Genomic DNA, 14,459 nt, shown 5'->3' with positions numbered 1-14,459 from the left:
TTTCTGGGGGAAAAGCGCTGTTCCGGGGCAGAATGCGCGGGATGCCGCAGGCCGGAAAGGCAGGGGCGCGACAGCAGGCGGAAGGCCCCGGCAGCAGACCGTACCGGAAAAGGCGGAAGGCGCAGCATGGGGGATGCGCGGGCGTCGGGAAGGCCGCGCCCCGGCGTGTTGCGGCCGGGGCGGAAAAAGAAAAACCCCGCGTCTGCGGGGGCTGAAAGGGCACGTCGTTTCCCCATGGAGGGGGTTACAGGTGCTTTTTCCTGCGGGAGGAGGAAGGCAGGCCGAGTTCCTCGCGGTACTTGGCCACGGTGCGGCGCGCGATTTTCACGCCGAGACCGTCGTTGAGGCGGGTGCTGATTTCCTCATCGGAAAGGGGATGGGCGGAATCCTCGCCCTCGATGAGGGAGCGTATGCGGGCCTTCACGCTTTCCGAACCCACCTGCCCGCCGTCGCTGGAGGACAGGGCGCTGTTGAAGAAGTATTTCAGCTCGAAGATGCCGTGGGGCGTGCCCACATACTTGTTGGTGGTAATGCGGCTTATGCTCGATTCGCTGCGGCCTATGTCTTCGGCAATGTCCTTGAGCACCAGGGGCTTCAGGCCGTAGATTCCGTGCTCGAAGAAATCGCGCTGATGCTTCACAATGCTTTCCATGACCTGATAGAGGGTGCGCTGCCGCTCCTCAAGGGAACGGATGATCCACACGGCGGAGCGCAGGCGGTCGTTCATGTAGTCCTTTTCCTCGCTGGAACGGTTCTGGCCGGCCAGTTCCTCGGAAAGGGGGGAAAGCTGAAGGTGCGGCAGGTCCTCATCGTTCATGAGAATGACGAACTCGCCGTTCACCTTGCGCACGAAGATGTCGGGGCTCACATAGCAGGGCGTGCTGGAGCCGAGGCTCCCGCCCGGGCGCGGTTCGAGGCTCTGAATGATGCGGATGTAGTCCTTGAGGGTTTCCATGTCGATGCGGAACTGGCGCAGCAGGGGCTTGTAGCGCTGCTTTTCCAGATCTTCCAGATGGTCGCGCACAAGGCTCACCAGAATGGGGTCGCGGTCGTAATGTTCGGCGCGCATCTGGATGAGCAGGCACTCGGAAAGGGTGCGTGCGGCCACCCCCACGGGATCGAAGTTCTGTATGGCCGAAAGCACGGGCGCGATTTCCGCAACCTCGGCCCCGGCAAGGGCGGCGATTTCCTCATCCGTGGCGGTGAGGTAGCCTGTTTCGTCGAGGTTGCCGATGATGCACTCGCCTATGTTCTTCTGCTTCTCGCTCAGGGGCGAAAGCAGAAGCTGGGCCATGAGGTGGGCCTCCAGCGTGGGTTCGGCGGCATGGCAGGCTTCCAGCGGATTATTGTCTTCCTCCGCGGCTTCGTATTCCTGCTGGGCAATGCGCGACTGGCTGGAGAATTCGCCGAGATATTCCTCCCATTCCGCACTGCGGTTCACTTCCTCCTGCGGCCATGGGCTGTCCTGCTCGGAGGAGGAGCGGTTGTTTTCAGGCTCGGGCGTCGCGGGGCCGCTTTCGGCCTCGCGTTCTTCGAGGAAGGGGTTTTCCAGAAGCTCGCGCTGCACGGCTTCCACAAGTTCCTGACGGGAGAACAGAAGCAGGGAAATGGCCTGCTTGAGCATGGGAGTCATGTGGAGCTGCTGGCTCAGCTTGAACTGTTGCCGGATTTCTATAGCCATATGTTCCCCTGGCGTTTTCTGGTGTGCCGGTGCTGCCGGCGCGAAGGAGACGGGCGAAGAGCCCGGGAATTTCAGCGGAGTTCCTCTCCCGCCACTTCCGCAAGCTGTCTTGCCGCGCGGCGAACGAAGTCTTCGTCTTCCCCTTCCACCATGACGCGGCAGAGGTTTTCCGTACCGGAGTAGCGCAGCAGCACGCGGCCGTGGGAACCCAGAGTTTCTTCAATGTCCTTCTGGGCGGCCATGAGCTTTTCGCACTGTTCAAAAGGCGTCTTGCGGGTGATCTTCACATTGATGAGCTTCTGCGGGTAGAGCTTCAGTCTGTCCGCAAGCTCGGAAAGGCGGCGGCCCGATTCGCGCATGATGCGCAGTATCTGCAGGGCGGCCAGAAGTCCGTCGCCGGTGGTGCCGTATTCGCGGAAGATGAGGTGGCCGGACTGTTCCCCGCCCAGCATGGCGTTGTGCTGGCGCATGGCTTCGATGACGTAGCGGTCGCCCACCTTGGTGCGCAGAAGCTGGCCCCCGCGTTCCTTCATGAAGACTTCAAGGGCCATGTTGCTCATCACCGTGCCCACGAGCAGGTTGTTGTTCAGCTTGCCCTTCTTCATGAGGTCGTCGGCGCAGATGGCCATGATCTGGTCGCCGTCGAGCAGGCGGCCCTTTTCGTCCACCACGAGCAGGCGGTCGGCGTCGCCGTCCAGGGCAAGGCCCACGTCGGCCCGCACTTCGCGCACCTTGGCCTGCAGGTTCTCAGGATGCAGGGATCCGCACTGATAGTTGATGTTCAGCCCGTCGGGCGAGGTGCCGAGGCGGAACACTTCCGCGCCGAGTTCCTCCAGCGCCAGAGGGGCCACCTTGTAGTTCGCGCCGTTGGCGCAGTCGATGACCACGCGCAGGCCGTCCAGCGTGAGCTGCTGGGGGAAGCTGCTTTTAAGGTACACGATGTAGCGGCCCGAGGCGTCCACAATGCGGTAGGCGCGGCCCACCTTGTTGGAGGCGGGGTAGTCCCATTCGTAATCCTTGTTCAGAATGAGCTCGGCCATGCGGTCTTCCACCTCGTCGGGGAGCTTGAAGCCCTCGCGGTCGAAGAACTTGATGCCGTTGTCGTGATAGGGATTGTGCGAGGCGGAAATCACCACGCCGAAGTCGGCCCGCATGTTGCGGGTGAGGAAGGCGATGGCGGGCGTGGGCAGGGGGCCCACCTGGTACACGTCCATGCCCGAGGCGCACAGCCCCGCCGTGAGCGCGGATTCAAACATGTAGCCGGAAAGGCGCGTGTCCTTGCCGATGATGACCTTGCGGCGGCATTCGTCGGAGCGGAACACCGTGCCTGCGGCAAGGCCGAGGCGCAGCGCCATTTCTGCAGTGAGGGGATAGGTATTCACACGGCCGCGCAGGCCGTCGGTTCCGAAAAGTCGTTCAGACATGGCTCTTCCTGTTCTTACTGGTGTTTTTCGGTTGCGTCTGCTGCCTGCTGGCGCGTGGTTTCCGGGGCGTTGTCCGTATCCTCCGGCGTGGAGGCAGCGGCCTGCGGCGCAGCTTCCCCCTCCGTCTTCTGCGGTGCGGCGGAGGCATTCTGCGCCTCTGCTCCGGTGGCGGCTCCGTCCTTTTCCTCCCGGGCGCTGTCGCCGGGAATCATGGTGGGCGCCTTGAGGTCGCCGGGCTGGAGCACGTCTGCGGGCATGGGAATGTCGTTCAGCGAGAAGTCCCTGGTGACGCGCTGACTGGGCAGTCCCATGCCGAAACTGGACTTCGGCATGGAGAAGATGCTCTCCGCCGGCGTCCAGGAATCATTTCCGTTCTCATCAAGGCTGACGAGCGTCACCTCGGCGGGATCAATGGAGACCAGCCCCGCGCCGGAAGGCAGCATGACGATGGGCGTGATCTCGGTTCTGTCGCCGGGGGTGAAGTTCACAGGTTCCCGCACGATGACGCGCACCGCGTCGAGATAGTCCTTGTCCTCCACCAGGGCCTCGGGCACGGAAATTTCCACACTGGCCTTGTCGGGCCGCACCTCGCAGCGTTCGTTCTCGCTGTCGAGCTGTATGTCTCTGGTGAGCGTGACGTTCCGGGTCTTCATGTCCAGAGAATAGCGCAGCGTGGTGACGGGCGGGGTGATTTCCACCTGCGGCGGCGCCACGATGGCCACGTTGGCTTCATGAGGGCCTTCACTGGCGTTCTTGGTGGGGTCGTAGACCACAAAGAGCCGGTCCAGAGAATTGACCTGGGTTTCCGGTCCCTTCACCGTGACGAAGGAAGGTTCCAGTATGGGGTGGGAAATGATGTAGGGCGAATCCTCGGGCAGAGGCCTCATCCTGTTTTCCAGCGGCACCACGCGCTCGGTGAGGGCGTCGGCCTCAAGCACCAGACGGCTCGGCATGATTTCGAGAATCTCAAAGGCCTTGAAGTCGGGTATGGCGTCCACGGCAAGGGGCAGGGCCGTGGCCCCGCGCTGCACGCCGGAAAGATCCACCGTGTACACGAGGTCGCGCGAGTGCAGATTGCGCAGAAGTTCGGCGGAGCCTCTCAGGCGCACGGAAATATGGTTGACCATGCCTTCGCGTATGACGAGCCCTTCCGGCAGGCCCCGGTATTCCACGCGCAGTTCGATCTGCGTTTCCACATGGTCGCGCCCCACGACGAGATACCACAGCCCCGTGGCGATGACCAGGGAAAGCAGCGCGAAAAGAACGGTCTGAATGCGGCTGTTACTGATTGAGGACATTGGCCAGTATCCGTTCCAGGCGTTCTTGGTTCAGGGGGTTGGAGAGGTGGCCGTCCTGGGCTAGCGTCACTTCTCCGCGTTCTTCCGATACCGCTATGGATATGGCGTCGCTCACTTCCGTGATGCCTATGGCCGCCCTGTGGCGGGTGCCGAAGTGCTGGCGGGCCAGGTTGGCGAGGGGCAGCACGCAGCCTGCGGCCACGATGCGGTCGTTGTGTCCGATGATGACGGCGCCGTCGTGCAGGGCCGTGTTGGGGAAGAATATGGTGGCAAGCAGGTCCTGCGAAACCACGGCGTCGATCTTCACGCCCTTTTCCATCATGTCGCCGAGGGCCACGTTGCGCTCGATGACGATGATGGCCCCGATGCGCCGGGCCGCCAGGGCGCAGGCCGTGCGGCTCACCGTGCGTATCATTTCCGTGCGCACGTTGGCCTTCCGCTTGAACAGCAGGCGGAAGTTCATGTTGGAAAGCGCCTGCCGTATGTCCTGATGGAAGAGAATGACCACCACGAGGAACAGGGAACTGAACACGTTCTGCAGCAGCCAGACCAGGGTGAACAGGCCGAGAAACTGCGCCGCCGCATACAGGGCGAGCAGAAGCAGCAGCCCGTTCAGGGCCGCCATGGCGCGGGTGCCGCGCACGAAGCGGATGCCGTAGTAGCAGAGTATGGCCACTATGATGATATCCAGCAGGTCGCGCCAGCCGAAGGTCAACTGCCCGAGTGTGAACATGTCAGTCCTTCCAGGGGGTGAATCGTTCGGCAAGGGTGAGGGCCTGCCGTGCGGAACAGACGTCGTGCACGCGGTGATGCCTTACGCCGCGTGCGGCCAGAAGGGCGGTGCATACGTTCGTGGCCTCGCCACGATGCGCAACGTCCAGCCCCAGAAGATCTCCGAAAAGGCTCTTGCGGGAAACGCCGAGCAGTACGGGTCTGCCCAGGGCAAGGAGCCTTTCCATGTCGCGGAGCAGGGAAGAATTGTGCTCCGCGGTCTTGCCGAAGCCTATGCCCGGATCAAGAGCAATGTGCTCTTCGGGCAGACCCGCCTTCACCAGGGCCGCCATGCGCTCTTCAAAGAAGGCGATGACCTCGTCGGTCACGTTCTCATAGCGCGGGGCCTTCTGCATGGTGCCGGGCGTGGTGCCGGGCAGGCAGTGCATGAGCACATAGCCCGGTCTGTACTGGGCCGCCACGTCCATGAGCTCCGGTTCCCACGAACAGGCGGAAATATCGTTGATGATGTCGGCCCCGGCTTCAAGGGTGCGCGCCGCCACAAGGGCGCGCCAGGTATCCACCGAAACAAGCCTGCAGGCAAAGTCGGCATCGCCTGCGTCGCGCAGCCCGCACACGGCCCTGGTCACGCCGAGCACGCGGGCGAGTTCCTTTTCCGCGGGCACGTCTTCGGCTCCCGGGCGGGAGGAGGCCCCGCCGAAGTCGAGAATGCGCGCGCCCTCGCGCGCCAGCTTCCGGGCGTGGGAAAGCGCCGCGCCTTCATCGGCGTGGCGCCCCCCGTCGGAAAAGGAATCGGGCGTCACGTTCACCACGCCCCACAACGTGAAGCGTGAAGGCGTGCCGCCCTGTTTTTCTGAGGAAACAGGGCTGAATGCCCCATGGCGAAGCATCCAGACCGGTGTCATTACTGATCTCTCCGCGGCGTGTCGCCGGGCGTTTCGCCGGAACCGGCGTTTCTGTCTACGGGCGCATCCTGCGCGGCAGGGGCGTTGTCCTGCCCCTCGGCCTTTTCATCGTTCTGCGCGCCGGATTCGGCGGTGGAACCGTCCTCGTCTTCAAGCCGGAATTCCCCGGCGTTCTGCCCGTCGAGCTGAAAGGGAGGCAGTTTTTCGCCCTTCATGAGGATGTCGATATCCTCGCCGGAAATGGTTTCCCTTTCCAGCAGGGCGTGGGCAATGGCGTGCAGCATGTCGATGTGCTCGGTGAGCAGGGTGCGGCAGCGTTCGCGCGCTTCGTCGATGAGGGCCTTGACCTCGCTGTCCACAAGGCGGGCCATGTCGTCGCTCACGGCGCGGCTGTGGCCCCATTCGCGGCCGAGGAACACTTCCTCTTCATGGTTGCCCACGGTCTGCGGGCCGATCTTTTCGCTCATGCCCCATTCGCACACCATCTTGCGGGCCATCTTGGAGGCGCGGTCGATGTCGTTGCCTGCGCCGGTGGTGATGTCGCCGAAGATGATTTCCTCCGCCACGCGGCCGCCGAGCAGCACCACGAGGTTGTTGCGGAGAAATTCGCGCGAGTAGCCGTGCCTGTCTTCATCGGGCAGCTGCATGGTCACGCCCATGGCGCGACCGCGGGGAATGATGGACACCTTGTGCACCGGATCGGCTCCGGGCAGGAGCTTGGCCGTGAGGGCGTGGCCGCCTTCGTGATAGGCGGTGATCTTCTTTTCCTCGTCGCTCAGGATGAGGCTGCGGCGTTCCTTGCCCATGAGCACCTTGTCCTTGGCGTACTCGAAGTCGGACATGTTCAGGCGGTTCTTGTTGAGCTTGGCCGCCTGCAGGGCCGCTTCGTTGACGAGGTTCTCAAGGTCGGCGCCGGAGAAGCCGGGCGTGCCCTTGGCAAGCACGGTGAGGTTCACGTCCTTGGCAAGAGGCGTGCGGCGGGTGTGCACTTCGAGGATGCGTTCGCGGCCGCGCAGGTCGGGCGTGGAAACCACCACCTGCCTGTCGAAGCGGCCGGGGCGCAGAAGCGCAGGGTCGAGCACGTCGGGCCGGTTGGTGGCCGCAATGAGAATGACGCCTTCGTTGGATTCAAAGCCGTCCATTTCCACGAGCATCTGGTTCAGCGTCTGTTCGCGTTCGTCGTGACCGCCGCCGAGACCTGCGCCGCGCTGACGGCCCACGGCGTCGATTTCGTCGATGAAGATGAGGCAGGGGGCGTTCTTCTTGCCCTGGGCGAAGAGGTCGCGCACGCGCGAGGCGCCCACGCCCACGAACATTTCCACAAAGTCGGAACCGGAAATGGAGAAGAAGGGCACGCCCGCTTCACCGGCCACGGCGCGCGCAAGCAGCGTCTTGCCGGTTCCGGGAGGGCCTACGAGCAGCACGCCCTTGGGAATGCGGCCGCCAAGGCGCGTGAACTTGCGCGGATTGGAAAGAAATTCCACCACTTCCGCCAGTTCTTCCTTGGCTTCGTCCACACCTGCCACATCGGCAAAGGTGACCTTGCCCACCTGGTTCTGATCCTGCATGCGGGCGCGGGAACGGCCGAAGGACATGGCCTTTCCGCCGCCGCCCTGCATCTGCCGGGCAAAGAAGATCCACACGCCGATGAGCAGCAGCATGGGGAACCAGGAAATGAACACCGACATGGCAAGCGGCGTTTCCTCGGGCTTCTTCACGTCGATGACGACGTTCTTGTCCTTGAGGTTCTGGATGAGGTTCGGGTCGTTGGGGGCATAGGTGGAGTAGGTGCGGCCGTCGTTGGTGCTCACGGTGATGTTCCGGTCCTCAATGACGACCTGCCCCACCTCGCCGCTGTCTACCTGCGCAAGGAAAGTGCTGTAGGCGACGGAATGCTGAGGTCCGCTCCCTGTTTCGTTGAACATGCTGAACAGGGAGATCATGGCAACGGCAATGATGCTCCACAGCAGAATATTGCGGGAAAACTGGTTCAAAGCTGCCTCCATGGCTGCTTATGATGACTCACTCAAACGGAGAAAGGCCCGGCTCGGGCCGGGCGGCCACAGGTGAAACGGCAGGCTCCGCCGGAGACTCGCGCCTCCCCCGCCGTTTTTTATACTTGTAATGCCACTTGCCCGCTTTGACAATGATGCGAAAGCCCCTTTTTCTCTGGAAAAGGCTTTTTCTGCAAGAATCGTGCCGTGCCGCTGCCGCCCCGGTGCATTTCCCTTGGCTTCAGCGGTCAGAGGGGAGCAGGGGAGCGGCGCCTTTTTCGAGCGGGGCGTTTGGTGCGGAACATGGGGAGAGGTGGAGGCGGGGCCTTGTTCCGGAACCGGGCGGAGCTTGCCGTCAGCCCGCCTTGCCCCGCACCCTGCGCCCGTGCCGGGGGCGGGTCTGTACCGGGCGGGGAATCGCCCGAGATGTTCCTGTCTGTGTGCCGGGTCAAAGGCCTGTATCCCGCGTGCGGGGAAATCGCGATTTATATAACATGATGAATTATCTCATGTTTGTTGCGCCCCGCGTTCGGGGAAAGTGCACGAAGATTCCCCCTGCAGGTCATTATATGCGCGACCTCACCGTGCGGAGGGAGGCGGCGTTGCCGGTCGCCCTCCCTGCGGCAGCGTGTTGGGGAAAAGGCTGCGCTCCGCCGTACGGGGGAGAAGGCTTCCGGGCGCTGGCGGTCATGGTCGGGATGTCCTGCGGCCACGCCGTGCGGGGGGAGCGGTGTTCTGTTTCAGCGGAAAGGGCGGCACAGGGGCCGCGAAAGCCCGGCCGCCTTTTCCACCGGCGGAAGCTTTTCCGCTCCCTTGCCCCCTCCCTTGCCATCGCCGCCGCCATGGGCTAGCATCGCAGTGCGGGAAGCGGGAGCTTTCCGCGTGTTTTTTCCGGCTTTTTTCTGTCCGGCCCTGCCGGTACCTCAACCCGGTATCATCCATGTTCGTTGATTTTCACACCCATGTGTTCCACCCCCGCATTGCCGAAAAGGCCAAGATGAAGCTGGCGGAACATTACAAGCTGTTCTGCCACTGCAAGGGCACGCCGGAAGATCTGCTCCTTCGCGCGGGAAGGGCGGGCATTGAACACTGTGTCGCCCTGTGCGCGGCCACGAGTGCGCTTCAGGTGCGGCCCTGCAATGCCTATGCAGGGTACCTTCAGAACAACTATCCCCGCATCACGGCCTTCGGTTCCATTCACCCCGACTGCGAGGACTGGAAGGAGCAGCTCGACAAACTGCGTTCCTACGGCGTGCGCGGCATCAAGCTGCACCCGGATTTTCAGCATTTCTGGCTCAACGATCCCCGCCTGCTGCCCATTTTCGAGGAGGCGCAGAAGGATTTCATCTTTCTCATTCACATAGGCGATTCCCTGCCGCCCGAGCAGAATCCCTCCTGCCCCTACAAGATGGCCGCCATTCTGGACGCCTTTCCCCACCTCACCGTGGTGGCCGCGCATCTCGGGGGCTTCCGCCAGTGGAAATATGCCCTGGAGGCCCTTGCCGGGCGTGACGTGTGGATGGACACCTCCTCCTGCATGAAGGAGATTTCCGACGACGTGCTGAAGGCCATATTGAAGAAGCACCCGCGCGAACGCCTTCTCTTCGGCACCGACTATCCCATCATGGACCCGCAGGACGAGCTGTACGACCTGCAGAGAAGAACCCGCTTTTCCGATAACGAAATCGACGAGATTCTCAGCAACGGCACGCACCTGCTCTTCGGCTGATGTGCCGCCCGCAGTCCTGCGCCGGGCCTTCTGTCTGCGCGAAACAGGCTGCCGTGTCGGGCTGATCCTGTAAAAAAACGCCGCACCTTTCCGGGTACGGCGTTTTTTTTTGATGCGGAAGGGCTTTTTCCGCCGGAAAAGGGCCTTTCCGGCAAAAAAAGACGTGTTTTCATGATGCCGCAGCGCGCACAGGGGCACGCGGCGGCCCATATTCAGCGCAGGCGGCCTGCAATGTCCTCGGCAAGGTCCTGCACCAGCAGGGACTGGGCGCGGACCATGCTTTCCATGCTGTCGCCGGCGGGGCGGGACTTCACCATGTGCCCGGAGCTGAGCACCTTGCCGTCGCGCTGCAGGCGCCACACCACGTCGAACACCACGTCGCCGCCGAGGGGGCCGTCGAGCCTGCGGACATCCAGCATGAGCCTGTCGCTCACCTTGGCGCCGGTACGCAGGGGCAGGGCGGGCACGCCGCGTACGGCCAGGCTGTCGCACAGCACGCGGGAAATGCCCTGACTCAGGCTTTCGCCCCAGCGTTCATATTCGTTGATGGAGATGTTGATGCCGTCGGCATCGCGCAGCACGATCTGCTGACGCATGAGGTAGCCCGGCAGCGTGACGGGCAGAACGCCTATGGTCGCCAGTTCCGTGGTGGAGCTGGCAGGCAGAGGCGAGGAGAGCACATAGTAGCGCACGTCGGGGGAGGAACGCAGCTGCGCGGGCAGGGAGCATCCGGCCAGAACGGCGGCAAGGGCGAGAGTGGCAAAGAAGGCTTTCATCAGTTGTTTCTCCCGAAGATGAGGGCGTTGGGCTTGATTTCCAGCAGGGTGGCGAGTTCCGAAAGGGCCTGCGCCGCCCGGCGGAGGGAAAGCATGGTCTGGCTGAATTCCAGCACGGGAGCGGAATCTTCACTGAAGAGGCTGTTGGCGGTGTCGGCCGTGCGGCGCAGGCCCTTCATGGCGCCTTCGGCTTCCACCACCACGCCTTCCGAGGCGTCGGCAAGGCTGCTCAGGCTTCTGAGGGTTTCGTTCACGCTGGCGAGGGTGGCGTGCGTATCCTTTTTCAGGGAACCGGCAAGCTTTGCATAGGCGTCGAGGGCGGCAACGGCATCCTGACGCACGGTGCCGAAGGCCCGCACTTCCTCGCGTATGGTGTCGCTCGTGTCGCGCAGGCTGGCCACAAGGCCGGAGGCGTCGAGTCTGCCGAGCTGTTCGCTCATGCTTTTTATGCTGCCTATCACGTCGTAGAGGATTTCCTGAATGGGAATGTTCTCCAGCGTGGTCAGGGCGGCGTCGAGGGAGGAAAGCTGCGTGGGAATCTGCGGGGAACCCTTGTAGGGCTGAAGCGTCTTCATGTCCACGGGGTCGGCATTGCGCAGAATATCAAGTTCCACGCAGAGCTGACCGGTGAGAATGCTGGAAATGCCGAGCTTGCCGCGCAGACCGGCCTCGATGAGCCTGTTGATCAGGCCGGGTTCTCCAAACACGTCTTTTTCCGTGCCGTCCTCAAGCAGGGCGGTGGCCTTGTCCTGTTCGATTTCAATGACCACCGGTGTGGAGAATCTGGCGGTGCCTATTTCGGGGCGTATATGTATGGAATTCACCTTGCCTATGCGTATGCCCTTGAAATACACCGGAGAACCCTGGGTCAGGCCCTTGAGCGACGTGTCGAAGTAGAGCACGAAGGTGGGGTTCTTCTCGCCCAGCCTGCCGGAACCGAGCAGGAGAATGAAGGCGATGAACAGCGCCAGCGCGCCGAGAACGAAGAAACCGATGAAGGTTTTGGTGCCGCGTTCCGTCATGCAATGCCTCCGCGGTCGCGGCCTTTGCCGCGCGTCAGAAATTCCACCACGTCGTCGGGGCCGCTTTTGAGCAGTTCGTGCGGGTCGCCCCCGGCGATCATGGTTTTCGTCTTCGCGTCGAGGAAGACGGAATTGTTTGCTATGGTGAAGATGCTGGCCAGTTCGTGGGTGACCACCACCACGGTCATGCCCAGCGTGTCCCGAAGCTGCAGGATGAGCTCGTCGAGCCTTGCGGCGCTCACCGGGTCCAGCCCTGCGGAAGGTTCGTCGAAATACACCACGTCCGGGTCCAGGGCCAGGGCGCGGGCAAGGCCTGCGCGCTTCCTCATGCCGCCGCTGATTTCCGAGGGGTAGAAGTCCTCAAAGCCCGCAAGGCCCACCAGCGCGAGCTTGAAGGCGGCGATGTCGCGTATTTCCCGGGGGGAGAGGCTGGTATAGTATTCCAGCGGCAGGGCCACGTTTTCCGCAAGGGTGCGCGAGGTCCACAGCGCGCCGCTCTGGAACATGACGCCCGTGCGGCGCATGATGGCTTCCCGTTCCTTGACGGGAGCGCCCCAGAAATTTTCCTTTCCGTAGTATACCGCGCCCTGCGCCGGGGGCGTGAGGCCCATGAGCACGCGCAGAAGCGAACTCTTGCCGCAACCGGAACCGCCCATGATGATGAAGATGTCGCCCTTTCTCACGGTGAAGGAAAGGCCGCTCTGCACCACGCGGGAACCGTAGGCCACGGTCACGTTCTGTGCGGTGACGGCGGCGTTGTCTGCAATGGCGTCGCTCATAGGTCAAGTACCGTGAAGATGATGGTGATGACGGAGGTGGCCACAATGATGCCCACGATGGAGGAGACCACGGCCGACGTGGTGGCCCGGCCCACGGCCGAGGCGTTGCGGCCGCAGCGTATGCCCTGATAGCAGCCGCAGAGGGAAATGATGAACCCGAACACAAGAGCGTGCAGAAGCCCTATCCACACATAGCTCATGGTGAGAAATTCCAGGGTGTTGGCAAGATAGGAGGCCGGGGCGATGCCGAGCATGAGCACGCCCACGAGAAAGCCGCCCGCCATGCCCGCCACATCGGCGTAGAGGGTGAGCAGCGGCGTCATGACGGCAAGGCCCAGCACCCGGGGCAGCACCAGAAAATCCGTGGGCGAGATGCCGAAGCCGGTGAGGGCGTCCACTTCCTCATTGACCTGCATGCTGCCGATGACGGCCGCAAACGAGGCCCCGGTGCGGCCGGAAAGCACGATGCCCGTGAGCACGGGCCCCATGACGCGCACCATGGACACGCCCACCAGCGAGGCCACATAGATTTCCGCGCCGAAGAGCTTGAGCTGCATGGAGCTGACAAAGGCGAGAATAAGCCCGAGCAGCAGGCTGGTGAGGGTGACGATGGGCAGGGCGTCCACCCCGCATTCACGCAGCACGTTCCACATGTCGCGGGAACTGCACGAGGCGCGGCCCGTGAAGAAGCGCGCCATGCTCTGGGAAACCTCGCCGATGAAGTTCACCACATCCAGGGTGATGCCCGGCCAGGCGAGGCATTTTTCGCCCAGCATTTCCAGAAAGCCGGGTTCGGTCTTCTTCACCCCCTGATCGCGGGGCGGTACGGCAAGGGCCATGTCCAGCATGGGGGCCATGCCGTCCGGCAGGCCGGAGACATCCACGCTGAGCCCGCGGGAGAAGGCCTCCCGGGCAATGGTGTGAAAGGCGGCAAGAAGCGGGCTGTCCCAGCCTTCCAGTTCCGGGGCGATGAGACGCACGGCGCGCACGTCGCCCTGCATGGCCGAAAGGGCGCGGGAGGTGAAGGTTTCGCAGGTTCCGGGGCAGGCGGCAAGGGATGTTTTCTCCCATGCGCCAGAGGCGGAAACGACGAGTTCGCCCTGACGGGCCGTGATGTCAAAGGTCGGCTGCATGACCACTCCTCAGGTGATGCCGCATCGTGGAGGATGGAAAAGGCGGGCCGTTCTCCGGAAAAGGAGACTCCGCGCCTTCCACGGGGCGGAAGCGGCGCTGCGGCTCTGCCCGGCGCGTTCTTTCTTCCGGGAGAGAGGGCAATGTGCGCAGAACTGCCCTGCCCACTGTTTTCCCACGGGAGCGGAAAAAAGAAAATGCTTTTCTGCACGCAGAGGAGATGATTTTCCTCCGGGGGAGCACTCCCCCGGAGGAAACGGCAGAAAGCATGGTTCCGGCGAAAGTATGCCGGGGATGGTTATCAGTCCATGTGCATGGCGGCGCGCACCAGTTCCATGGTGGCGTCGATGGAGGCCCTGGCCCTTTTTCCGCCTTCGGCAAGGATGTCCTCCACCATGCCGGGACGGGCCAGAATGGCGGCGCGGCGTTCGTGCAGAGGCTCAAGGAAGTTCTGGAGGTTCTGCATGAAGATCTTCTTGCAGGCCACGCAGCCCATGGTGGCGTGGGTGCAGGCTTCGCGCACTTCGTCCTGGGTGGCCTTGTCGGCCAGAAGCACATGATAGGGGAAGAGGTTGCACACGTCGGGGTTGCCCGGATCGCTCTTGCGCAGGCGCGCGGGGTCGGTGTACATGCCGCGGATCTTGGGCGTCAGATCTTCCAGCGTATCCTGAAGGAAGATGCCGTTGCCGTAGCTTTTGGACATCTTGCGGCCGTCCAGCCCCGGGCACTTGGCCGCCGGGGTGAGCTTGGCCTCGGGTTCGGGGAACACGTCCGTGTTGTACATGGTGTTGAAGCGGCGCACGATTTCACGCGCAAGTTCAAGGTGCGGCTGCTGATCCTGCCCCACGGGAACCCAGTGCGGCCGGTGCTGGATGATGTCCGCCGTCATGAGCACGGGGTAGCCCAGAAAGCCGTAGTTGCCGAGGTCCTTGTCGGTGATCTGCTGCTGCTGTTCCTTGTAGGTGGGGCAGCGTTCCAGCCAGCCGAG

Annotated in this window: 12 protein-coding genes; 1 reads left to right on the top strand and 11 read right to left on the bottom strand. The window is 63.0% G+C overall.

The features are described 5' to 3' along the window. Window positions 1-244 precede the first annotated feature (244 nt). The 6 genes from rpoN to ftsH all read right to left on the bottom strand — a co-directional run bounded on the left by rpoN (window position 245) and on the right by ftsH (window position 8,034). Window positions 245-1,681, bottom strand: a complete 1,437-nt coding sequence (gene rpoN / locus Q0K07_RS11270; RefSeq protein WP_294559276.1) for an RNA polymerase factor sigma-54 — start codon at window positions 1,679-1,681, stop codon at window positions 245-247. 71 nt (window positions 1,682-1,752) lie between these two features. Then, on the bottom strand, window positions 1,753-3,105 hold the full coding sequence (gene glmM, locus Q0K07_RS11265; protein ID WP_294559274.1) for a phosphoglucosamine mutase: 1,353 nt from the start codon (window positions 3,103-3,105) through the stop codon (window positions 1,753-1,755). Window positions 3,106-3,119: 14 nt separating this feature from the next. Next, a complete protein-coding gene (locus tag Q0K07_RS11260) occupies window positions 3,120-4,403 on the bottom strand; it encodes a CdaR family protein (RefSeq protein ID WP_294559273.1) in 1,284 nt (427 codons plus the stop codon). Further along, a complete protein-coding gene (cdaA, locus tag Q0K07_RS11255; protein ID WP_294559271.1) occupies window positions 4,387-5,136 on the bottom strand; it encodes a diadenylate cyclase CdaA in 750 nt (249 codons plus the stop codon). Before cdaA ends, Q0K07_RS11260 begins: the two co-directional genes overlap by 17 nt. A gap of 1 nt (window position 5,137) precedes the next feature. Continuing rightward, entirely contained in the window at window positions 5,138-6,025 is an 888-nt protein-coding gene (gene folP / locus Q0K07_RS11250) for a dihydropteroate synthase (protein ID WP_294559278.1), read from the bottom strand. Window positions 6,026-6,039: 14 nt separating this feature from the next. Then, on the bottom strand, window positions 6,040-8,034 hold the full coding sequence (gene ftsH, locus Q0K07_RS11245; RefSeq protein ID WP_294559269.1) for an ATP-dependent zinc metalloprotease FtsH: 1,995 nt from the start codon (window positions 8,032-8,034) through the stop codon (window positions 6,040-6,042). Window positions 8,035-8,974: 940 nt separating this feature from the next. Between ftsH and Q0K07_RS11240 the strand changes: the two genes are divergently transcribed. Beyond that, window positions 8,975-9,763 (top strand): amidohydrolase family protein, encoded by a 789-nt coding sequence (locus Q0K07_RS11240; protein WP_294559267.1) that lies wholly within the window; start codon window positions 8,975-8,977, stop codon window positions 9,761-9,763. A gap of 212 nt (window positions 9,764-9,975) precedes the next feature. Here Q0K07_RS11240 and Q0K07_RS11235 read toward each other — a convergent pair whose 3' ends face one another. The 5 genes from Q0K07_RS11235 to Q0K07_RS11215 all read right to left on the bottom strand — a co-directional run. After that, a complete protein-coding gene (locus Q0K07_RS11235) occupies window positions 9,976-10,539 on the bottom strand; it encodes a membrane integrity-associated transporter subunit PqiC (protein WP_294559265.1) in 564 nt (187 codons plus the stop codon). After that, a complete protein-coding gene (locus Q0K07_RS11230) occupies window positions 10,539-11,561 on the bottom strand; it encodes an MlaD family protein (protein ID WP_294559263.1) in 1,023 nt (340 codons plus the stop codon). The genes Q0K07_RS11235 and Q0K07_RS11230 overlap by 1 nt, the downstream gene beginning before the upstream one ends. Further along, window positions 11,558-12,340, bottom strand: a complete 783-nt coding sequence (locus Q0K07_RS11225) for an ABC transporter ATP-binding protein (protein WP_294559261.1) — start codon at window positions 12,338-12,340, stop codon at window positions 11,558-11,560. Before Q0K07_RS11225 ends, Q0K07_RS11230 begins: the two co-directional genes overlap by 4 nt. Then, on the bottom strand, window positions 12,337-13,473 hold the full coding sequence (locus tag Q0K07_RS11220; protein ID WP_294559259.1) for an ABC transporter permease: 1,137 nt from the start codon (window positions 13,471-13,473) through the stop codon (window positions 12,337-12,339). The genes Q0K07_RS11225 and Q0K07_RS11220 overlap by 4 nt, the downstream gene beginning before the upstream one ends. A gap of 299 nt (window positions 13,474-13,772) precedes the next feature. Further along, window positions 13,773-14,459 (bottom strand): tryptophan--tRNA ligase (locus Q0K07_RS11215; RefSeq protein WP_294559257.1); only part of this gene is annotated, 687 nt, incomplete at its 5' end.

The sequence above is a fragment of the uncultured Mailhella sp. genome (assembly GCF_944324615.1).
Classification (GTDB): Bacteria; Desulfobacterota; Desulfovibrionia; order Desulfovibrionales; family Desulfovibrionaceae; genus Mailhella.
The sequence above is the reverse complement of the archived record's forward strand: the minus strand, read 5'-3'. Positions and strand labels throughout refer to the sequence as shown.